The sequence below is a fragment of the Frigoribacterium sp. Leaf8 genome (genome assembly GCF_001421165.1).
Taxonomy (GTDB): Bacteria; Actinomycetota; Actinomycetes; order Actinomycetales; family Microbacteriaceae; genus Frigoribacterium.
In genome coordinates this window covers 136,702-156,184 of record NZ_LMKB01000008.1, presented here as the reverse complement: position 1 = coordinate 156,184, position 19,483 = coordinate 136,702, and the positions used below count along the sequence as shown (strand labels likewise).

22 protein-coding genes are annotated in these 19,483 nt (G+C 70.3%); 12 read left to right on the top strand and 10 right to left on the bottom strand.

Features of this window, described 5'->3' with window-relative positions; translation table 11 throughout:
- Nucleotides 1-233: 233 nt before the first annotated feature.
- Together ASL10_RS16145 and ASL10_RS15200 are read right to left on the bottom strand one after the other, a co-directional pair.
- A complete protein-coding gene (locus ASL10_RS16145; protein ID WP_137847188.1) occupies nt 234-527 on the bottom strand; it encodes a DUF4190 domain-containing protein in 294 nt (97 codons plus the stop codon).
- A 99-nt stretch (nt 528-626) separates the two neighbouring features.
- The gene (locus ASL10_RS15200) at nt 627-1,253 is read right to left on the bottom strand and encodes a TetR/AcrR family transcriptional regulator (protein WP_056049850.1); all 627 of its coding nucleotides are present in this window, start codon (nt 1,251-1,253) and stop codon (nt 627-629) included.
- Nucleotides 1,254-1,374: 121 nt separating this feature from the next.
- Here ASL10_RS15200 and ASL10_RS15195 point away from each other — a divergent pair, with 121 nt between their 5' ends.
- Nucleotides 1,375-2,325 carry an alpha/beta fold hydrolase gene (locus ASL10_RS15195; RefSeq protein ID WP_056049846.1) on the top strand — a complete coding sequence of 317 codons (951 nt, stop codon included), beginning with the start codon at nt 1,375-1,377 and terminating at the stop codon, nt 2,323-2,325.
- 128 nt (nt 2,326-2,453) lie between these two features.
- On the opposite strand, the gene ASL10_RS15190 is transcribed toward ASL10_RS15195, so the two are convergent.
- Nucleotides 2,454-3,263, bottom strand: a complete 810-nt coding sequence (locus ASL10_RS15190) for a GH25 family lysozyme (protein ID WP_082460656.1) — start codon at nt 3,261-3,263, stop codon at nt 2,454-2,456.
- An 824-nt stretch (nt 3,264-4,087) separates the two neighbouring features.
- Between ASL10_RS15190 and ASL10_RS15185 the strand changes: the two genes are divergently transcribed.
- Nucleotides 4,088-4,909 (top strand): ornithine carbamoyltransferase, encoded by an 822-nt coding sequence (locus ASL10_RS15185; RefSeq protein WP_056049840.1) that lies wholly within the window; start codon nt 4,088-4,090, stop codon nt 4,907-4,909.
- Nucleotides 4,910-4,928: 19 nt separating this feature from the next.
- Here the strand turns inward: ASL10_RS15185 and ASL10_RS15180 are convergent, their stop codons facing one another.
- Nucleotides 4,929-5,900 carry an arsenic resistance protein gene (locus ASL10_RS15180; protein WP_056049837.1) on the bottom strand — a complete coding sequence of 324 codons (972 nt, stop codon included), beginning with the start codon at nt 5,898-5,900 and terminating at the stop codon, nt 4,929-4,931.
- Between the two features lie 192 nt (nt 5,901-6,092).
- Here ASL10_RS15180 and ASL10_RS16140 point away from each other — a divergent pair, with 192 nt between their 5' ends.
- Genes ASL10_RS16140 through ASL10_RS15155 form a run of 7 tightly spaced genes read left to right on the top strand, consistent with a single transcriptional unit; the run spans nt 6,093 to nt 13,983 of the window.
- Nucleotides 6,093-6,233, top strand: a complete 141-nt coding sequence (locus ASL10_RS16140; RefSeq protein ID WP_157485569.1) for a hypothetical protein — start codon at nt 6,093-6,095, stop codon at nt 6,231-6,233.
- A complete protein-coding gene (gene kdpF / locus ASL10_RS16135) occupies nt 6,230-6,319 on the top strand; it encodes a K(+)-transporting ATPase subunit F (RefSeq protein WP_071257733.1) in 90 nt (29 codons plus the stop codon). Before ASL10_RS16140 ends, kdpF begins: the two co-directional genes overlap by 4 nt.
- Nucleotides 6,319-7,992 (top strand): potassium-transporting ATPase subunit KdpA, encoded by a 1,674-nt coding sequence (gene kdpA, locus ASL10_RS15175; protein WP_056049834.1) that lies wholly within the window; start codon nt 6,319-6,321, stop codon nt 7,990-7,992. Before kdpF ends, kdpA begins: the two co-directional genes overlap by 1 nt.
- Nucleotides 7,993-7,994: 2 nt before the next feature.
- Nucleotides 7,995-10,154 carry a potassium-transporting ATPase subunit KdpB gene (gene kdpB, locus ASL10_RS15170; RefSeq protein ID WP_056049831.1) on the top strand — a complete coding sequence of 720 codons (2,160 nt, stop codon included), beginning with the start codon at nt 7,995-7,997 and terminating at the stop codon, nt 10,152-10,154.
- A gap of 31 nt (nt 10,155-10,185) precedes the next feature.
- A complete protein-coding gene (gene kdpC / locus ASL10_RS15165; RefSeq protein ID WP_056049829.1) occupies nt 10,186-10,791 on the top strand; it encodes a potassium-transporting ATPase subunit KdpC in 606 nt (201 codons plus the stop codon).
- Between the two features lie 4 nt (nt 10,792-10,795).
- Nucleotides 10,796-13,297: a DUF4118 domain-containing protein gene (locus ASL10_RS15160; protein ID WP_056049827.1), complete on the top strand. Its 2,502-nt coding sequence runs from the start codon at nt 10,796-10,798 to the stop codon at nt 13,295-13,297.
- Nucleotides 13,294-13,983: a response regulator transcription factor gene (locus ASL10_RS15155; protein ID WP_056049824.1), complete on the top strand. Its 690-nt coding sequence runs from the start codon at nt 13,294-13,296 to the stop codon at nt 13,981-13,983. Before ASL10_RS15160 ends, ASL10_RS15155 begins: the two co-directional genes overlap by 4 nt.
- 54 nt (nt 13,984-14,037) lie before the next feature.
- On the opposite strand, the gene ASL10_RS15150 is transcribed toward ASL10_RS15155, so the two are convergent.
- The 5 genes from ASL10_RS15150 to ASL10_RS15130 form a co-directional block, all read right to left on the bottom strand.
- Complete coding sequence (locus tag ASL10_RS15150; protein WP_055976375.1) at nt 14,038-14,511, bottom strand: hypothetical protein; 474 nt, start codon at nt 14,509-14,511, stop codon at nt 14,038-14,040.
- The gene (locus ASL10_RS16130) at nt 14,508-15,044 is read right to left on the bottom strand and encodes a DUF6611 family protein (RefSeq protein ID WP_056049822.1); all 537 of its coding nucleotides are present in this window, start codon (nt 15,042-15,044) and stop codon (nt 14,508-14,510) included. The genes ASL10_RS15150 and ASL10_RS16130 overlap by 4 nt, the downstream gene beginning before the upstream one ends.
- Complete coding sequence (locus ASL10_RS15140; RefSeq protein ID WP_055976379.1) at nt 15,041-15,550, bottom strand: hypothetical protein; 510 nt, start codon at nt 15,548-15,550, stop codon at nt 15,041-15,043. The genes ASL10_RS16130 and ASL10_RS15140 overlap by 4 nt, the downstream gene beginning before the upstream one ends.
- Before the next feature lie 251 nt (nt 15,551-15,801).
- Nucleotides 15,802-16,230: a hypothetical protein gene (locus ASL10_RS15135; RefSeq protein WP_055976381.1), complete on the bottom strand. Its 429-nt coding sequence runs from the start codon at nt 16,228-16,230 to the stop codon at nt 15,802-15,804.
- A gap of 36 nt (nt 16,231-16,266) precedes the next feature.
- Nucleotides 16,267-16,539: a hypothetical protein gene (locus ASL10_RS15130; protein ID WP_071257780.1), complete on the bottom strand. Its 273-nt coding sequence runs from the start codon at nt 16,537-16,539 to the stop codon at nt 16,267-16,269.
- 180 nt (nt 16,540-16,719) lie between these two features.
- On the opposite strand from ASL10_RS15130, the gene ASL10_RS15125 reads away from it, so the two are divergent.
- Nucleotides 16,720-17,532, top strand: coding sequence for a septum formation family protein (locus tag ASL10_RS15125; RefSeq protein ID WP_056049819.1), 813 nt, complete (start codon nt 16,720-16,722; stop codon nt 17,530-17,532).
- Here ASL10_RS15125 and ASL10_RS15120 read toward each other — a convergent pair.
- Nucleotides 17,529-18,329, bottom strand: a complete 801-nt coding sequence (locus ASL10_RS15120; RefSeq protein ID WP_056049816.1) for a GDSL-type esterase/lipase family protein — start codon at nt 18,327-18,329, stop codon at nt 17,529-17,531. The genes ASL10_RS15125 and ASL10_RS15120 overlap by 4 nt on opposite strands.
- A gap of 343 nt (nt 18,330-18,672) precedes the next feature.
- On the opposite strand from ASL10_RS15120, the gene ASL10_RS16125 reads away from it, so the two are divergent.
- Together ASL10_RS16125 and ASL10_RS15115 are read left to right on the top strand one after the other, a co-directional pair.
- On the top strand, nt 18,673-18,843 hold the full coding sequence (locus ASL10_RS16125) for a hypothetical protein (protein ID WP_157485568.1): 171 nt from the start codon (nt 18,673-18,675) through the stop codon (nt 18,841-18,843).
- A 205-nt stretch (nt 18,844-19,048) separates the two neighbouring features.
- A complete protein-coding gene (locus ASL10_RS15115) occupies nt 19,049-19,474 on the top strand; it encodes a DUF4307 domain-containing protein (protein ID WP_056049814.1) in 426 nt (141 codons plus the stop codon).
- Nucleotides 19,475-19,483 lie beyond the last annotated feature (9 nt).

The following is a 19,483-nucleotide window of genomic DNA, read 5'->3' as shown; positions in this document are numbered from 1 at the left end:
CGTTCCAGGAGCTACTCTCGGACCCGAAACAACCACCCGTTGCAACGACCCCCTGAAACCGCCGATCGTTCATCGGACTGGATCTTCTGCCAGAGGCTGCGTCGGGTAGAGGTGACGATCGCCACTACCCGCCGTGAGCTCATCCGTCGCAGGGGTGTTGAGTGCCTGTCGGGTCAGTGCCGTGGATCCTGGAAGGGGCGCGATTGTTGAACTCGCTGCGAAGGAGGGGCTGCCTAGTTGAGCCCATTGATCGCCGATGGAATGAATCGGATGATCGAGCTGAGCGTCAGGCCGTACGCAAGTGTCAGGCCCACCGAGGCCAGGGCGATGCCGCGGGATCTCGTTCGCTTGATGTCCTGCAATGCCAGGTGTCCCAGCCCGGCACCAAATGCGGTCACAAGGGTTGGCGCACCAAACGCCCAGAGCAAGACCAGCGCCAGGACACCTACAGCGACGGATGCCACCGCATAACGGCTGAGGCGGTCGGAAGTTTCTTGGGGCAAACCACTTACCTCTTCGATAGGCAACGCATGTCGTCGAGTCTCACAGCCTATTCAGTTTCGTTCCAGAGCAGGTTGCGAAATGTGGGTCTGTCGCCACGGCCGGGCGTCGCACTAGGGGATGGGTTACCGGGGGCCTTCGAGCCGTGATGACTCTGGGGTGAGTGCGCCGGATATCAGGGCTTGGACGAGCCGATCGGCGTCGTAGTCAGAGTCGCTCGCGGCGCCGATGCACAGGTTGCCGACGCCTTTGAGGAGGTTGTACCCATCCAGGGCCGCCTCGTCGTCCGTGGGGCCGAGATCGGCGCGGGCCGCGGCGAGGAGTGACCCGCAGACCGGTACGAGGCGGCCCACGAAGTACTCGTGGAGTGCGTGGGAGCCAGCGGCGTCACCGTGGAGGGCGGTGGCGAGGCCGTGCTTCGTCACGAGGAAGTCCACGAAGAGCGCCACCCACGTACGCAGGGCTCCTTCCGGGGTCGCGCTCTCGGCGAGCAGTCGCGGCCCGGCCTCGGCGCAGGCCTCGACCTGGTGTCGGTAGACCGCGACGACCAGCTCAGGCCGGGTCGGGAAGTGCCGGTAGACGGTGCCGACCCCCACGCCGGCCTTCGTCGCGATCTCGCGGACGGGAGCGTCGACGCCGGACTCCACGAACACCGCCGCAGCCGCGTCCAGGAGAGCCTGCTGGCTCCTGCGGGGTCGGCCCACCGGCCGTGGCTGTGCGGCTGGGGCGTCACCGTCCTGCGTGTCGGGCATGGCGCCTCCTCGATCGGGTCGAACCGGTGCTTGCTTAACGGAGCAGCGTTCCGTAATGTTGCGGAGCAGCGCTCCGATAAGCAGTATCGCAGAGCGTGACTCCCGACGAAAGGCACCCTCCATGTCCTCATCACTCGTCACCGCACTGGACGAGATCGTCGGCGCCGTCGGCGCCGGCCCGGTCGTCTCCGTCGCGCCGGTCACCTTGTCGGCCCCGGGGCGCGCCGTCCCGCTCGAGGTCCGCGTGTCGGCACCCGCCACGGGAGGCGACCTGCCTGTCGTCGTGTTCTCGCACGGCAACGGCTGGAACCTCGACGGGTACGCGCCCCTGGCCGCGTTCTGGGCCTCGCGCGGCTTCGTCGTCGTCCAGCCCACGCACCTCGACTCGAGGCGGAACGGGTTCGGGTTCGACCACCCGGTCTTCCCGACGATCTGGACCGAACGCATCGCCGACCTGACCCGCGTCCTCGACCAGCTCGACACCGTCGAAGGGGCCGTCCCGGGTCTCGCCGGCCGCGTCGACCGCGACCGGATCGCCGCGACAGGTCACTCCTGGGGCGGCCAGACAGCGCAGACACTCCTCGGTGCACGCATCGTCGACGAGGAGGGCCACGTCGGAGACGACATGTCCGACAGCCGCGTCACCGCGGGCATCCTCTTCGCCGCCACCGGTCTCGGCGGCGACGACCTGCACCCCTTCGCGCAGGCGAACTTCCCCTTCATGCGCCCGTCGTTCCGTGAGCTCACCACCCCGACCCTCGTCGTCGCCGGCGACCACGACCAATCCACGATGTCCAGCCGCGGACCGGACTGGTTCACCGACGCCTACACGCACAGCCCCGGCGCCACCGACCTCCTCACCCTGCACGGCGGAGAACATGCCCTGGGCGGGATCGTCGGCTACGAAGTGGCCGAGACCACCGACGAGAACCCCGAACGGGTCGCCGTCATCCAGCGCATGAGCACCGCCTACCTCCGCACCGCTCTCCGCGTCGACGGGGGCGCCTGGCCCGCGGCCCGGGACGCTCTCCGCCGAGCCGGCGACCCGATCGGGCACGTCGACACCCAGTAGCGTCACGGTCTCTCGCGATCACGGCCGCTGTCGCCGTGAGTGCAAGGGACCTCATGCGTCGCAGGCCCCGGCGCTGTCTCGGTCGGGGATGCTGCTGCGGGCATCAGCGCGGCCGCGACGGCGGGGCATCAAGGCAGCAGCAACGACTCCAGATCTTCTCGGGTGCCTCGAAAGGCGTTCATGTCGATGAACTCTTCGTCGCCGTCGTACCCGTCGAGCTGCTCACGCGCGGACCACTGCCAGAAAGTCCAGTCGCGGTCATCGGTGAGACGCGGGGAGGTGGCGACCGAGCGGAACCAGATGGGGTTGGCGGGGTAGCTCCCGGCGAGGTATCGCTCGTACCAATCGCGGGTCGCGTAGAGCACAGCGGGTCGGCCGTAATGCTGTTCGATCGCGAGGAGGAGCGGGTCCAGCACCTCCCGGACCGTGGCTGCCGAGGGAGGGGCATCGCAGTACTCGGCGTAGCACTCGACGTCGACCACGACGGGCAGGTCGCCCCTGTTCCGGGAGACGGTGGCGATGACGTTGGCTGCTTGGTCCGTTCCCGGGCTGTCGACACTGAGGAAGTGGTAGGCGCCGACGAATAGGTCGGTGTCGTGTGCGTCGGCCCAGTTGTCCTCGAACCGGGGATCTCGGTAGCTCGAGCCTTCCGTCGCCTTGATCCACGCGAAGTCGATGTCCTCCTCCGCCAGGACGCCCCAGTCGATCGTGCCCTGGTAGGCGGATACGTCGACGCCCTGCACCGGGTACCTGAGGGCCGCCGTGCGGGTGGGCCAGAGCGTTCCCGTGAAGAGCAGCGCGGCGACGGCGAGCGATGCGAGGGCGACCACGGCGGCCGAAAGGACGATGCGGCGCCGCCGCCGTCCTCGAGGAACCGCGCCTGTTCGGGCCGAGGCGTCGTCTCTGTCCTCGTCATGTTCGTTCGCCTCAGGCCCCATGGGACGAAAGGCTACGGGGCCGTGCGAACGAGCACATTCACCGATCTGCCACCAGCCCCGCTAGACGATGGTCTTCTGCGGCTCCGCTGCTGCGCGCGAGATGACTACTTCGGGCTGATGTGCCGGTCGATCAGTCGCGAGATGATCGAGTGTGAACTCTTCCCGCTCTGAGAGCGGCCGCTACTGGCTGTGGACCAAGGTCTGGGGCCCGAACGAACGCGATTTCGCCGACCAGTTCAGGCCGCGAGAGCGCGCAGGCGTGCTGTATTCATCGTCCTGATGGACCAGTGCCAAGAGAGACGTGGTTCGTGCCGCCGCGAGGACGACGAGCCCTGGGGGCGAACACCAGGGTGCTACGTCGCGTGGGAGGAAGTTCCGGCGGCGTGACGGTCAGTCGTCGCTCGTCGAAAGTCTTCCACCACGTGGCGAACCTACTGCCTGCGTCAGCGTCTCGAAGAGCGTCGTTGACCGCGACCCGTCCCACTGGGATGCTTCTCGCAACCGACGGAGGTCGTCATGTTCCAAGAACGCGGGTGGTTCGCCGAGGCTGACGCGAGAGCGCTCAGGCCTGCCGACTCGGTGAACGACGTGGATCATCGTGGTGATGCTCCCCGGGCCGAGCACCGGCCTGAACCCGTCCGCCTCCGTCCGCTCGATCGCCTCCTGCGTGGCTTCCCGTGGCATGACCGAAGTCAGCGACCGCACCGTTAGTTCGCAACCCGCGTCCGCCCGGCAGGGGATACCCAGCGGGCCGACCGGCGGTAGCTCTTGGCGCTCTTGAGCGGCCTGCCCGGACGGTCCCGTCCGTCTTCTACGGTGGCAGGGTGCCTTCCCTGATCAGACTCGACGACCTGGGCCCCTCCGACATCGACCGGGTGTTCGCGCTCGCCGACGCCTACCGCGACGGACGCGGCCCGGTGACAGCGGGCTGCGCCGTCATGTTCTTCCCCCCGGCCAGCCTGCGCACCCGGGTGACGTTCGAACGCGGTGCCGCCCTGATGGGCCTCCAGCCGGTCGTGCTCCCGGACACGACGCTTGACAAGTCCGAGGCCCTCGAGGACGTCGCCGAGTACCTCGGCGCCTGGGCCGACGTCATCGTCGCCCGACACCGGGATCTCGCCGTCCTGGAGGGGCTGGCTGCAGTCGACACGGTCCCGGTCGTCAATGCGATGACCGAGCGGAACCACCCGTGCGAGGTGCTCTCCGACCTCTGGTCCCTCCGGCAGCAGAGCGAGCTGGGGTCCCTGCGCTTCCTGTTCGTCGGGGCCGACGGCAACATCGCGGGCGCCTGGCAGGAGGCGGCCCGTGCACTGCAGCTCGATCTCGTCCAGTGTTGCCCCGCGGGGCTCCGGAGTCCCGGCGCCCGATGGACCGACGACCTCGAGACGGCGATCCGATCCGCCGACGTGATCCTCACGGACGGCCCGGGCGAGCACGAGGAACTCCTCGCGCCGTACCGCATCAACTCGGCTCTGCTCGACACGGCGCCGACGGGCGCACGGCTGAACCCGTGCCCACCGTTCCTCCGCGGCGTCGAGGTGAGTGCCGACGCCATCGCGCACCCCGCCTTCGTCGGCCACGCCTTCAAGGCATCCCTCCTGCCGGTCCAGCAAGCGGTCATGGCGTTCTGCCTGGATCTGGGATGACCCAGGACCTCGAAGCCGGCTACTCCACCGGCTGACCCCGGACTAGGCGTGGGACGACCCGGACGAAGACGATCATGCCGACGAGTTCGACGAGGGTCTGGGTCACGACGACGACCGGCGCGAGCGAGAGCGACGCCGGCAAGGCCAGCGCCAGCGGCAGGACCACGAGCGAGTTGCGCGTGGCTCCGCTGAACATCAGAGCCCGCGTGGCCGGAACGTCCAACCGGGCGACGCGGCCGACGCCGAGGCCGAGTGCCGCCATGACGACGAGGAATCCGGCGTAGAGCGGCACCAGCACGAGAAGCTGCGCCAGGGACTCTCCGACGGCCCCGGCCTGCGAGGCCACGACCGTGAACAGCGTCGCCATCATCAACGGGACCATGAGGCCCAGCATCGTGCGCTCCACCAGGGCACCGGCGCGGTGTCGCCGGCCGAGGGCCTGCACGAGTCCGGCCGCGGCGAGAGGGACGACGATGAGCAGCAGGAACGCTCGGGCGAAGGGCCCGACCTCGACCACGGCCACACCCTCGGGGCCGACGAACAGCAGCAGGTAGAGCGGCAGGAGGAGGATCTGCGCCAGCATCAGCAGCGGCGCGGCGGCGAGGAGTCGTTCCGACGCGCCGCCGGCGAGGCCGGCGAACACGATCACGTAGTCGATGCACGGGGTCAGCAGCACCAGGAGCACCCCGAACAACAGGGCCGGCTCGTCCGCGACGAACCGCGACAGCCCGAACACGACGAGCGGCACGACGACGAAGTTCAGCACTCCGACCGCGGCGAGGAACCGTCCGTCTCGGAGGGACTGCCCGATCGCGGCGAACGGCACGCCGAGGAACGTCGCGAACAACAGCAGCCCGAGGACGGGCTCGATCGCTCCCTCGAGGTGGTGCGCTCCCGGCACGGTGAGGCCGATCGCACCGGCAGCCGCGATCGCCACCAGGTAGAGCCCGATCTGTCGACGTCCGAGCCAGGACTCGGCGGCGGTCAGCATCGGACCTGCGGGGAAGAGGAAGGCACCCAGCGACAGTAGAGCGTCACACCGCTCGACGGTCGGGCGGAGCCCGTCGCTCCAGGGGCACGGTGCCCGGTGGGCGTGTGGTGTCCGTGAGGAAGACGGCGTTCGGCGTAGGGAAGTCGTAAGGGCCCGCGATCGACGCTGCGGCGAGGTGTCTACTGACTCGCTGTGCCCACGACGGGCACCGGGCCGTCCGGCCCGTCGATCGTTCCTCTTGGAGTCGTAGTGCTCGACATCGTGTACGTGCTCGCCGTCATCGCTGTGTTCGCAGTGGTGTCCCTCGTCGCGAAGGGGGTCGAGAAGCTGTGATCGTCTTCAGCATCGGGGCCGCCGTCCTCGCCGTGGCCGCCTTGGCGTACCTCGTGTACGCCCTCGTGAAGCCCGAGCGCTTCTGATGGACGCGCTGTTCGGCATCCTCCAGATCCTCACGGTCGTCGTCGTCCTCGTCGTCGTGTACCGCCCTCTCGGCGACCACATGGCGAGGATCTTCACGACGGCGAAGGACACCCGCGTCGAGCGCGGCTTCTACCGCCTCATCGGCGTCGACTCCGCCTCCGAGCAGACCTGGCCCGCGTACCTCCGCGGCGTGTTGGCGTTCTCGCTCGTCGGCGTGCTGTTCGTCTACGCGATCCAGCGCCTCCAGGCGTTCCTGCCCTACTCGCTCGGCTTCCCCGCCGTCCCCGAGGGCCTGTCGTTCAACACGGCAGCGTCCTTCGTCACGAACACCAACTGGCAGTCGTACTCTCCCGACGTGACCCTCGGGTACGCGGTGCAGCTCGGCGGACTCGCCGTCCAGAACTTCGTCTCCGCGGCCGTCGGGATCGTGGTCGCCGTGGCCGTCATCCGAGGGCTCGCCCGCGCGAAGAGCGGCACGCTGGGCAACTTCTGGGTCGACCTGACACGCACGCTCGTCCGCCTGCTGCTCCCCCTGGCCGTCGTCGCGGCCTTCGTGCTCGTCGCGGGTGGGGTCGTCCAGAACGTCGCCGGGTTCACCGACGTCACGACCCTCACCGGAGGGACCGCGACGATCCCCGGCGGGCCCGTCGCCTCGCAGGAGGCGATCAAGATGCTCGGCACCAACGGTGGCGGCTTCTTCAACGCCAACAGCTCCCACCCCTTCGAGAACCCCACGCCGTGGACGAGCCTGTTCGAGATCCTCATGATGCTCGTCATCCCGTTCTCGCTGCCGCGCACCTTCGGCCGCATGGTCGGCTCGACGAAGCAGGGCGTCGCGATCGCCGCCGTCATGACGACGATCTTCGCCGTCTCGCTGACCGCCATGACCTGGTTCGAGCTCCGCGGTGCCGGCACCGCCACCCAGCTCGCCGGAGGCGCGATGGAAGGCAAGGAGGCGCGGTTCGGCATCTGGGGATCGACCCTGTTCGGTTCCACCTCGACCCTGACGTCGACGGGGGCGGTGAACTCGATGCACGACTCGTACACCGCCCTCGGCGGCATGATGCCGATGATCAACATGATGCTCGGCGAGATCGCCCCCGGCGGCGTCGGATCAGGCCTCTACGGGATGCTCGTCCTGGCCGTCATCACGGTGTTCATCGCGGGCCTGCTCGTCGGCCGCACCCCGGAGTACCTCGGCAAGAAGATCGGGCCGCGCGAGATCAAGCTCGCCAGCCTCTACATCCTGGTCACGCCGACCATCGTCCTCGCCTTCACGGCGCTGAGCTTCGCGATCCCCGCGGTGCGTGCCGACGTCGAGGGCACGTCGATCTGGAACCCGGGCCTGCACGGCTTCAGCGAGGTGCTCTACGCCTTCACCTCCGCCGCGAACAACAACGGCTCCGCCTTCGCCGGCCTCACGGCGAACACCCCCTGGTTCAACACCACCCTCGGTGTCGCGATGCTGCTCGGCCGTTTCCTCCCGATCGTGCTCGTGCTCGCCCTCGCCGGCTCCTTCGCCGCACAGGACAAGGTCCCCGCCACCGCCGGGACCCTGCCCACCCACCGCCCGCAGTTCGTGGGCCTGCTCACCGGCGTCTCGGTGATCATCACCGCGCTGACCTACTTCCCCGTCCTCGCACTGGGACCGCTCGCCGAAGGGCTGAAGTGACCATGTCCATCACCACCGACACACCGACCACCGACCACGAGCGCGAGGGTGACCAGACCCCGACGAACCGAGGAGGCGCGTTCGGCGCCGCCCAGCTCGTCGCGGCCCTGCCCGGCGCGCTCCGCAAACTCGACCCGCGCGAGATGTGGCACAACCCCGTCATGTTCATCGTCGAGGTCGGCGCCGCCTACACGACGATCCTCGCGATCGCCGGCCTCTTCACCGGTCCCGAGACCTCGGGCGGCTCGCCCGTCCCCGGCTCCTTCACCTGGGCCATCGCCGTCTGGCTCTGGCTCACCGTCGTCTTCGCCAACCTCGCCGAGTCCGTCGCCGAGGGCCGCGGCAAGGCACAGGCCGAGACCTTGAAGGCGACCCGCACCAGCACCACCGCCCAGCGCGTGGTCTCGTACGACGCGACCTCCGACGCCGGTGCCGAGCGCGCCTCCTCGGAGTCGGTGTCCTCGGCCGACCTCACGCTCGGCGACACGGTCGTCGTGACCGCCGGCGAGCTGATCCCCGGCGACGGAGACATCGTCTGGGGCATCGCGAGCGTCGACGAGTCGGCCATCACGGGCGAGTCCGCCCCGGTGATCCGCGAGTCGGGCGGCGACCGCAGCGCGGTCACCGGCGGCACCCGCGTGCTGTCCGACCGGGTGGTCGTGCGCATCACGAGCAAGCCCGGCGAGACCTTCGTCGACCGCATGATCCGCCTCGTCGAGGGCGCCTCCCGCCAGAAGACCCCGAACGAGATCGCGCTGAACATCCTGCTCGCGAGCCTGTCGATCGTGTTCGTCGTCGTGACCCTGACGTTGAACCCCATCGCGGCCTACAGCGACGCGTCGGTGAGCATCCCCGTGCTCATCGCCCTGCTGGTCTGCCTCATCCCCACGACGATCGGCGCGCTGCTCAGCGCCATCGGCATCGCGGGCATGGACCGCCTGGTGCAGCGCAACGTGCTCGCCATGTCGGGCCGCGCGGTCGAGGCCGCCGGTGACGTCACCACGCTGCTGCTCGACAAGACCGGCACCATCACCTACGGCAACCGGCAGGCGGCCGAGTTCACGCCCCTCGACGGCATCGCCCGGGCCGAACTCGTCGACGCCGCCGCCCGGTCGTCGCTCAGCGACCCGACCCCCGAGGGCAAGTCGATCGTCGACCTCGCCCTGACGACGGGGTGGCACGACGCCGACGGTCAGCCGGGTGAGATCGTGCCCTTCACCGCCCAGACCCGCATGTCGGGTCTCGACCTGCCCGACGGCACGCAGATCCGCAAGGGTGCCGGCAACTCCGTCATCGCCTGGGTCGAGGAGGACCGTCGTCTCGCCAGCACCGAGCACGACGAACTGCAGACCCGCATCGACGAGATCTCGAACGCCGGAGGGACCCCCTTGGTCGTCGCGATCAAGACCACGGCCTCGGAGGCTCGCGTCCTCGGCGTCGTGTACCTCAAGGACGTCGTCAAGACCGGCCTGCGCGAACGCTTCGCCGAACTGCGCAGCATGGGCATCCGCACGGTCATGATCACCGGCGACAACCCCCTCACCGCCAAGGCGATCGCGGCCGAGGCCGGCGTCGACGACTACCTCGCCGAGGCCACCCCGGAGGACAAGCTCGCCCTCATCCGCCGGGAGCAAGAAGGAGGCGCGCTCGTCGCGATGACCGGCGACGGCACCAACGACGCCCCCGCGCTGGCCCAGGCCGACGTCGGCGTCGCGATGAACACGGGCACCTCGGCCGCGAAGGAGGCCGGCAACATGGTCGACCTCGACAGCGACCCGACCAAGCTGATCGACATCGTCCGCATCGGCAAGCAGCTGCTCATCACCCGCGGCGCCCTCACGACGTTCTCGATCGCCAACGACATCGCGAAGTACTTCGCGATCATCCCGGCCATGTTCGCCGGGGTGTTCCCCGGGCTCGGGCTGCTGAACGTCATGCAGCTGTCCTCGCCGGCCTCGGCGATCCTCTCGGCGATCGTCTTCAACGCCCTCGTGATCGTCGTGCTCATCCCGCTCGCCCTGCGGGGCGTGAAGTACCGGGCGGCGTCGGCGTCGTCGATCCTGTCGCGCAACCTCCTCGTCTACGGACTCGGCGGCGTCGTCGCCCCGTTCGTCGGCATCAAGATCATCGACCTGATCGTCAGCCTGCTCCCCGGCTTCTGAACCGACGCAGACGACGAACGAGAGAGAGACCATGAACACCCGCACCCTGCTCCGCCAGTACGGTGTCGCCCTCCGCGCGATGCTCGTCTTCACCATCGTCCTCGGCGTGGCCTACACGGCCGTCGTCACCGGGGTCGGCCAGCTCGTCCTGGGCGGCAAGGCGGACGGTTCCGCCGTCCGCGTCGACGGTGAGACCGTCGGCTCGTCACTCATCGGGCAGTCCTTCACCGACGCCGACGGTGTCGCCCTGCCCGAGTGGTTCCAGTCGCGGCCCTCGGCTGCCGGTGACGGCTACGACGCCTCCGCCTCGAGCGGCAGCAACTACGGGCCCGAGAACGAGGACCTCATCGCGGCCGTCGAGGAGCGGCGGGCGGCGATCGCCGAGAGCGACGGAGTCGCCCCGGAGGACGTCCCCGTCGACGCGCTCACCGCCTCCGCGTCCGGGCTCGACCCGCACATCAGCCCCGAGTACGCGCGCATCCAGGTCGAGCGGGTCGCCGCGGCACGTGACCTGCCGGTCGCGGACGTCGAGGCGCTCGTGGAGGAGCACACCCAGGGCCGCGACCTCGGCTACCTGGGCGAGCCCACCGTGAACGTGCTCGAGCTCAACGCGGCCCTGGCCGAGACGGGACGCTGAGACCGTGAAGCGGGGGCGGCTCCGGGTGCTGCTCGGCGCCGCCCCCGGCGTCGGCAAGACCTACACCATGCTCGAAGAGGGGACCCGGCTCGCCCGAGAGGGCAAGGACGTCGTCGTCGCCGTCGTCGAGACCCACGGCCGCGAGGCCACGGCGTCCATGCTCGGCGATCTCGAGGTCGTCCCGCGGACGACGACCCTGCACCGCGGCGTCGAGCTGACGGAGATGGACGTCGACGCGGTCCTCGCCCGGAGACCCGACCTCGCCCTCGTCGACGAGCTCGCCCACACCAACGCTCCGGGCTCGGCCCGGCAGAAGCGGTGGCAGGACGTCCAGGTCCTCCTCGACGCGGGCATCGACGTCATCTCGACCGTCAACGTCCAGCACATCGAGTCACTCAACGACGTGGTGGAGAAGATCACCGGGGCCGCCCAGCGCGAGACCGTCCCCGACAGCATGCTCCGGAGCGCCGATCAGATCGAGGTCGTCGACCTCGCCCCCCAGGCGCTCCGCGACCGTCTCGCCGAGGGGAACGTCTACCCGGCGGCCCGCATCGACGCCGCGCTGTCGAACTACTTCCGCCTCGGCAACCTGACGGCGTTGCGGGAGCTGGCTCTGCTGTGGCTGGCCGACGAGGTCGACAGCGCCCTGAAGGCCTACCGGGTCGAGAACGGGATCGACAGCAAGTGGGAGGCGCGGGAGCGGGTCGTGGTCGCCCTCACCGGCGGGCCGGAGGGCGAGACCCTCATCCGTCGTGGCGCCCGCATCGCCGCCCGGTCGTCCGGGGGCGAGCTCGTCACCGTGCACGTCATCGCCCAGGACGGCCTCCGCGATGCGCACCCGGGTGCTCTCTCGGCGCAGCGCGCCCTGACGGAGAAACTCGGCGGCACCCATCACCAGGTCGTCGGTGGTGACGTCCCCGTCGCCCTGGTCCAGTTCGCGAAGGCGATGAACGCCTCCCAACTCGTCATCGGCGTCAGCCGCCGGAGCCGTGTCGCCGCAGCCCTGACGGGCCCGGGGATCGGCGCCACCGTCATCCGCGAATCGGGTGACATCGACGTGCACATCGTGACCCACTCCGCCGCCGGCGGCCGGTTCACCCTCCCCCGGGCAGGAGGCGCGCTGACGCTGCGGCGTCGCCTCCTGGGGGGCGGTCTCGCCGTGGTGCTCGGCCCGATCGTGACCTGGCTGCTCGTGATGTTCCGCAGCGACGAATCGCTCACGAGCGACGTGCTCGTCTACCAGCTGCTCGTCGTGGTCGTCGCGCTCGTCGGCGGGATCTGGCCGGCCCTCTTCGCGGCGGTGCTCTCGGGAGTGACGCTGGACTTCTTCTTCGTCGAGCCCTACGACAGCATCACCGTCGGCCGGCCGCTGCACCTCCTGACCCTCGTCCTCTACGTCGTCATCGCCCTGCTCGTCAGCTACGTGGTCGACCAGGCTGCCCGTCGATCCCGGGCGGCGGCGCGTGCCGTCGCCGAGTCCGAACTCCTCGCGGCCGTCGCCGGGGGCGTCATCCGCGGCCAGGACGCGCTCCACGCGCTCCTGTCCCGCACCCAGGACGCCTTCCGCCTGCGGACGGTCTCCGTCATCGACGTCGACGGTGACGTCGTCGACTCCCTCGGCGCACCCCGGGCCGGCGACGAGACGACGATCGTCCCCGTCGGCACCCGTGCGCGCCTCGAGATGACAGGACCACCGATGGCGGCGTCCGAGAGGCGCCTCCTCTCGGTCATCGCGGCCCAGGTCGAGACGGCCCTGGAACACAAGGCCCTGTCGGCGACCGCCGACTCCGCGGGGCCGCTGGCGCAGGTGGACCAGGTCCGCACGGCACTGCTCGCCGCCGTCGGACACGACCTGCGGCGGCCGCTCGCCTCGGCCACGGCGGCCGTGACGGGCCTGCAACAAGACGACGTCGTCTGGGCGGACCGCGACCGCGACGAACTCCTCACCACGGCCCACGAGAGCCTCGACGCGCTGTCGGCCCTCGTCACGAACCTCCTGGACGTCAGCCGCGTCCAGGCGGGAGCCCTCGCGGTGTCACGCCAGCCCGTCGACGTCGACGACGTCCTCTTCGCGTCCGTGGACGAACTCCAGGTCGACCCCGGACGCATCGAGCTCCGGATCGGCGAGGACGTTCCCCAGGCCGACGCCGACCCGGTCCTCCTCCAGCGCGTCCTGGTGAACCTGCTCGACAACGCCCTCAAGTACGCCCCCGCGGGGACACCGGTGCGTCTCTCGAGCAGCACCTTCGGGGACGCCGTGGAGATCCGCGTCGCCGATCAGGGGCCGGGGATCAGCCCCGAACGCCTGGACCTGGTGTTCGTCCCCTTCCAGCGCCTCGGCGACACCGACAACACCGCCGGCCTCGGGCTGGGACTCGCCATCTCCAAGGGCTTCACCGAGGGCATGGGGGGCACCCTCCGAGCCGAGGAGACCCCGGGAGGCGGGCTCAGCATGGTCGTCTCCCTTCCTGTGGCTCATCAGACGACCGGGACGGACCACTCGTGAAGATCCTCATCGCCGACGACGATCCGCAGCTCGTCCGGGCACTCACCCTGACCCTCGGGGCGGTCGGCTACGACATCGCCACCGCCGCCGACGGAGCCGAGGCGCTCCGCGCCGTCGTCGAAGAACATCCCGACGTCGTCATGGTCGACCTCGGCATGCCGCACGTCGACGGGCTCGGCGTCATCGAAGGCCTCCGCGGCTGGAGCAACATCCCGGTCCTCGTCGTCTCGGGCCGAGCCGGCGCCGCGGACAAGGTCGAGGCGCTCGATGCCGGCGCCGACGACTACATCACCAAGCCGTTCGCCATGGACGAGCTGTTGGCCCGCCTCCGGGCGCTGACGCGACGGACGACTCCGACCCCCGATCAACCGTCCGAGACGTTCGGGGGCATCCGGATCGACTTCGTCGCCAAGAGCGTCGTCCGCGAACCGGACGAGGCGATCCGCCTGACTCCCACCGAATGGCGCATCCTCGAGATCCTGGTCAGGAACCCGGGGCGTCTCGTCACACGGGAGGACATCCTCACCCGGATCTGGGGTCCGGCACACACCACTGACGGCGGGTACCTGCGGCTGTACGTCTCCCAACTCCGGAAGAAGCTCGAAGCGGTCCCGGCTCAACCTCGCTACCTCCAGACCGTGCAGGGCATGGGCTACCGCTTCGTGCCCGACGAGCCAAGCAGCTGACCTCGGATGCCACGCGCCTCCTGCCCCCGTCGTCAGGGAAGTACACGATGGCGGTCAGAGGACGGGTGCGCTGAGGGACTCCCTGAGACGTCCGACCCGAACGGGGACGTGGTGATCGAGGACGACGCCCGTCGCCTGGAGGGGGCGGTGCCGCACGAGGTCGAGCACGTCCGGTTCCGACAGGGCGTCGGCTCGAGAGGCAGGCAAGAGCAGCGCGTTGGTCGAGACGTCCATGCCGTGGGTGTTCGCCGCCACGGCCCGCGTGCGCGACAAGACGCCGCGAAGGGTCGAGAAGTGAGACCCCGAGACGCGTCCGGAGGCGCGGATGCGTTCCAGGAGGAGGATCTGGCTCACCGGTCGGAGGTGCCGCAGCTGCGTCTCCAACACGTCGGTCAAGAACCGGCCCGCGTCCCGGGAGTCGCGTCGCGATGCGGCCGAGAAATCGTCGACCTCCAGGGCGAGGGCATCGAACTGCGGCCCCGTTCCGTAGAAACGAGTGGCGACGGGGACCGACGTCTTCGACGTCATGTCCGGTTCGAATCCGCCGGCAACGCGGTGTAGACCTCGTTCCAGCGCGCGAGGTACCGCTCGAGCGAGAGGTGGCCTGACGCGAGTTCCCGCTCGAGGGCGACGAGCCGCGCAGCCGTCGCGCGGACGCAGGCGGCGTCACCGAGCACGACCAGACCGCCCGGGGTGCACGTCGAGGACGCCGTCAGCTCTCGCACCGTGGCCCGGAGCCGTGTCGTCATGACGTCGAGGCACAGGAACCCGAGACCGTAGAGGGCCAGAGCGATCGAGGCCGCCACCGGAGCCGGGACCCGGGATGCCAGGACGAGGAGCGACACGGCCGAGCAGATCGCCCCGGCGACGGGCCAGATCTGCCGGAGATGGAGGAGCCTCCTCTCGCGGAGGCTCGTTCCCGGTCGGAACACCCGGAGGGTGATCTGCTGCACGACCGTCGACCGAGCCGGAGCCTGGTCCAGCGTGCCCCACGAATGAGCACCGTCCACGACGTCGTGCACGGCGTGACGCATCGTCGGGAGGGCGCCAGGGGTCGTCATCGTCGGCTCTGGTGCCGGCGCAGACGCCCGACCGTGATGTCGCCCGGGCACGGGACCGCCAGGAGGTCGCCGATGCGAAGGTCTCCGGGCAGGTCGGCCACGGCGAGATCGGGCCCCTCGTCCTGCAGGCCGATCACCATGGCCACGTCGTGGGCCGTCGAGATCCGCCCGATCAGACGCAGCTCCCCGATGGCGACGGGCACCGCACCCAGTCGGGCGTCCACCTGGACGACGATCGCACCGGAGCTGTGGCGACAGACGTTGCTGACGGTGACGACGATCGCCGTGGCGTCGTCGACGGTCGACACCCGGCCACCGGAGCGGGGCACGAGGGCAGCGCCCGTGTGGACGCACGGCGTCTCGCAGATGCTCGCCAGGCGGACGAGGGACACCCCGCCGATGACGACGTCGTCCAGGGTCGGACGAGTCCGTTCCGGCCAGGCGTCGGGGACGAACGGGTCGGCGATCACCCGTCGCATCGAGGGAAGGATGTCCGTGAGGGTCATGAACGGACCTGACGCGCGACACGGCGGTCGCAGGTCGTGTCAGGGGTGGCCGGCGATGAGTGCATGAGACAGTCCTAAGCGGCCCAGCCGCGCGAGACGGAGTCCCTTGCGACATCTGAACGCCGTGGCCCCACATCCTGACGCAACCCGTGCGCGAGGACCTCGTCACCCTTCGACGCGGGCCGCCATCCGGGCCGCCCAGGGAGTCTCCGACCGGGCCCCGGCCGCGGTCTGCCGGGGGGCCCCGACCGTCAGTCGGTCGACGGCAACCGGAGCGCCGCGGTGTAGTCGGTCCCGTGCCTCGGGTGGGAGGCGAAGCGGCGCAGGTCCGAGTGATCACCACGGCAGATGGCCGCCGCCATGCGATGGGCGCGGGCGGCGTTGCGGACGGGAGAGTACTGGTCCGCATCCGGTTGCACGGCGGTGAGATCGGCAGCGAGGCGATCGTGGTGCGAGGCCGCGACCTCGAGGTCCCCGCCGCTGTCCCGCGTGATGGTCGCCGCCAATCGCAGCTGCGACTCGAGGGTCTGCACTCCGACGTCGGTGGGCTCGTTCGTCCTCAGGACGCGGACCAGCTCGCCGAGGGCGAGCGTCCGGGCCCAGGCGGTGAGGCGAGACGACTCGCTCACCGGTGACCTGGCCATGTAGCGCTCGATGCGTTCGAGCAGGGGGTCCGTCATGACGTCATCCTCGCAGCCGCCCGTCGTCGTCCCGGGTCAGTCGTAGACGCGCCCCAGCACCCAGCCGCCGTCGGTGCCGAGGACGACCTCGAACATGTGGGTGGTGCCGTCGTCGTCGGTGGCCTGGAAGCGCCAGCCGACGAAGCGACGGGGCGGGTGCGTGATGAAGGCGGGCGTGACAGCCGGCTCGACCCGCAGCTCGGTCGGGGTGTCGCTCACCCGCCACCGTCGGCAGGACCAGACCAGCCGCGCCGGCAGGTCGCGCTCGAACCACAGCGCGACGGGCTCGTGGGTGGTCTGGGTGCTCATGTCGTCCTCCTGCACGTTCGAACGTGTGTTCGAACGGATCGAGTGTAGGTCAGGCCGAAGGGGTGGGCAACCAGATCACGGTCGTCTTCCCGGACAGGGGGTCGAACGGGGTGCCCGGCGCTGGATATGATCCGGCGTGACCCGGCCATCCGACGGCCCGGTCGACGAAGGGGAACGACCGTGAGCACACCGATCGAGCCGGGCGTGCCCGACCAGCAGCCGCAACCGCAGGGGTGGCCGCAGCCCGAGCAGCAGCCGCAACAGCAGGGGTGGCCGCAGCCCGAGCAGCAGCCGTCCGGCTGGCAGCCCCACTCCCACTCCCAGCCGCAGCCGCAGGCCCAGGCGCCCTGGCAGCCGTGGCCGACGCAGGACCCCTACGCCGCGCCTCCTGCGTTCCTCCCCGCCCTGCCGGTGCAGCCCTCGAAGACGCCGTGGGTCCTCGCGATCGTCGGCACGGCCGTCGTCGCCCTGATCGTCGGCGGCGGGGCCGGCCTGCTCGGCGGGATGACGCTCGCCGGCGGCTCGGCCGGCTACGACGACGGCTACACCTCCGGCGGCGAGGACCCCACGACGTACTTCGGTTCGGACGCGGTCTACGGCGACTACCTCTACCCGCTCGACTTCTCGGGGGTGACCGGCGTGGACGGGCTCGACGTCGGCACCTGCTTCACCGTCGGCGACCTCGGCCGCGAGGGCACCGGCGACGTCGAGACGACCTCCTGCGACGAGGCTCACGACGAGGAGGCCTACCTGGTGAGCGAGCTGGACGGCGGCGCGTTCCCCGGCGGCGTCGAGGTCCTCGACGAGGCGGCCGCCCTCTGCGACGCGGCCTTCGACGACTACGTCGGGGCCTCGTACGACGAGTCCCTCGCCGACTACGGCGTGCTCGCCCCGACCGAGAAGGGCTGGGACGATGGCGAGCGCTCGGTCGTCTGCTACGTGTACACCTACGGCACGAGCCGCGTCGGCAGCCTGGCGGACTCGGGCGTCTAGGCCGGGACTCCCGGCCCGGGGTCGCTCTCGTGGCGCGCCTCGGCGGCGGTGACGCCCCCGAGCGACCTCACCACGGCCGGCGCGATCGCCTGCCCCCAGCGCCGGTGCATGGTGGCCCACGACAACAGCTCCTGGTGGTACAGCCCCTCGGACCGCCACTCGGGGAACGGCACCCACGATGCGCCGGGCGTGGTCAGGGCGACCCGGGCCGTCAGCGCGTTCAGCCGTTCGATCTGACGGGTCAGCAGTCGCTTGGCCACCGGGGGGATCGGCCGGAACTCGGCCATCGGCGGGATGCCGACGTAGACCATGCGGCAGTCGGGGCCGGCCGTCTCGCGCACCCGGTCGGCGAGACGGCGGAGGTCGGCCTCCCAGGAGGCGCCCCCGGTCGCCAGCAGGACGTCACAGATGCCGAGCAGCACCACCGCCGCCTCCGCGGGGTCGGTCGGCAGCTCGACGCGGGCGGCCTCGGCGGCGGTGAGCACGGGTGCCGAGACCTCGCGCCAGGTGACGCCGCGGCCCCGGGCCGAGCCGACGAGGCGGGCGGTCTGGCTGGCGCAGGTCAGGTCGTGCGCGAGCACGCCGAAGCCCTCGACGGCGATGCTGCCGACGAAGAGCAGGTGCACGGGGTCCGGGCCGTCGATGGTCATGCGGCGGGCGTCGCGGGGGTAGGGCGCCCGCGCCACCTCGCGCCGGTACAGCGCGAGGTGCAGGCGGAAGAGGGGTTGGGAGGCGCGCAGGACGGCCGCGATCAGGCGGCCGTGCGGGCGGGGGGTCGGGGTCTCGACCAGGGGCATGTGCGTTCGCAATCCGTGCAGTGCAGGAGGCGCGGCCTCCGGCGGTCTCGTCCCGAGACCGAGGTCAGTCTGCCGGTCCCCCGAAATGAGGACATTCCCCTTTCGGGGGTGGGTGGCGCAGAAGGCCGGGGAATCAGGCCTCGGAGCCGGCTTGGTCGACGACGGAGAGGGGGCGCTGTCCGCAATGCGAACAGCCCGGTCGAGTAGTTAGAGGGACTAGCTATCCCGTGGTTTCATTCCTATGCACCGACTTCACGGGCGGTGCGGGACGCGACCGGGTCGCGCCCCCTCCGGCAACAGCATCACGGGCAGGCAGCACAGGGCTGCCGAGATCGGACACACCATGACACTCCTCACGCCGTCGCGTCGCCGCATCGACGCGGACCAGAGCCCCTTCTCCGAGGTCCGCGAGACCGAACGCCAGGCGACCCTCTTCGTCATCGCCACGGCGGCCGTCGGCGCCAGCGCGAGCCTCGTCGCCGCGCTCTTCCTCAGCAACGGGCTCTTCCTGTGAACGACGACCTGGTCTACGTCGAACTGGCCCCCACCGAGCCCCTCGACCTGTCGATGCTCTTCGCGGCCGAAGCGGCCTGACCCCTCGAGGCGGGTTGACCCGACGAGGCGGCCCGAGCCGTCCAGGCGGCCCGCCTCGGCCGGCCGGCCACCGCGGGACGTGACGTCCATGCGGTTCCGAGCCGGCGCCTCCTACCCTTGACGCCATGCAGACCCTCGACCCGGCGCGCGCCGATCCGGCCTCACGGCTCGACAGTCGGTACGGCCGGCGGCCGGGCCGGACTCGTCGATCGCGACTGATCGCCCTCGTCGCGGGTGCCGTCGTGGCCGTCGTGGTGGCGGCCTGGGTCGTGCTCGTCGCGTTCGACGGTGACTCGGCCGAGCTCGAGGTGAGCCACTACGGCTTCACCGTCGCGGGCGACGACGCCGTCCAGGTGCAGTACACGATCAACGTCGCGGGCGGCACGGACGTCGGCTGTGCGGTGCAGGCGCTGAACGAGAACCGCGCGGTGGTCGGGTGGAAGGTCGTCGACCTCCCCGCGGTCGACACGTTCACGCAGACCTACACGACCTCGCTCGTGACCAGCGAACGCGCGGTGACCGGTTCGGCCTACCGCTGCTGGGTGCTCTGACCGGCACCT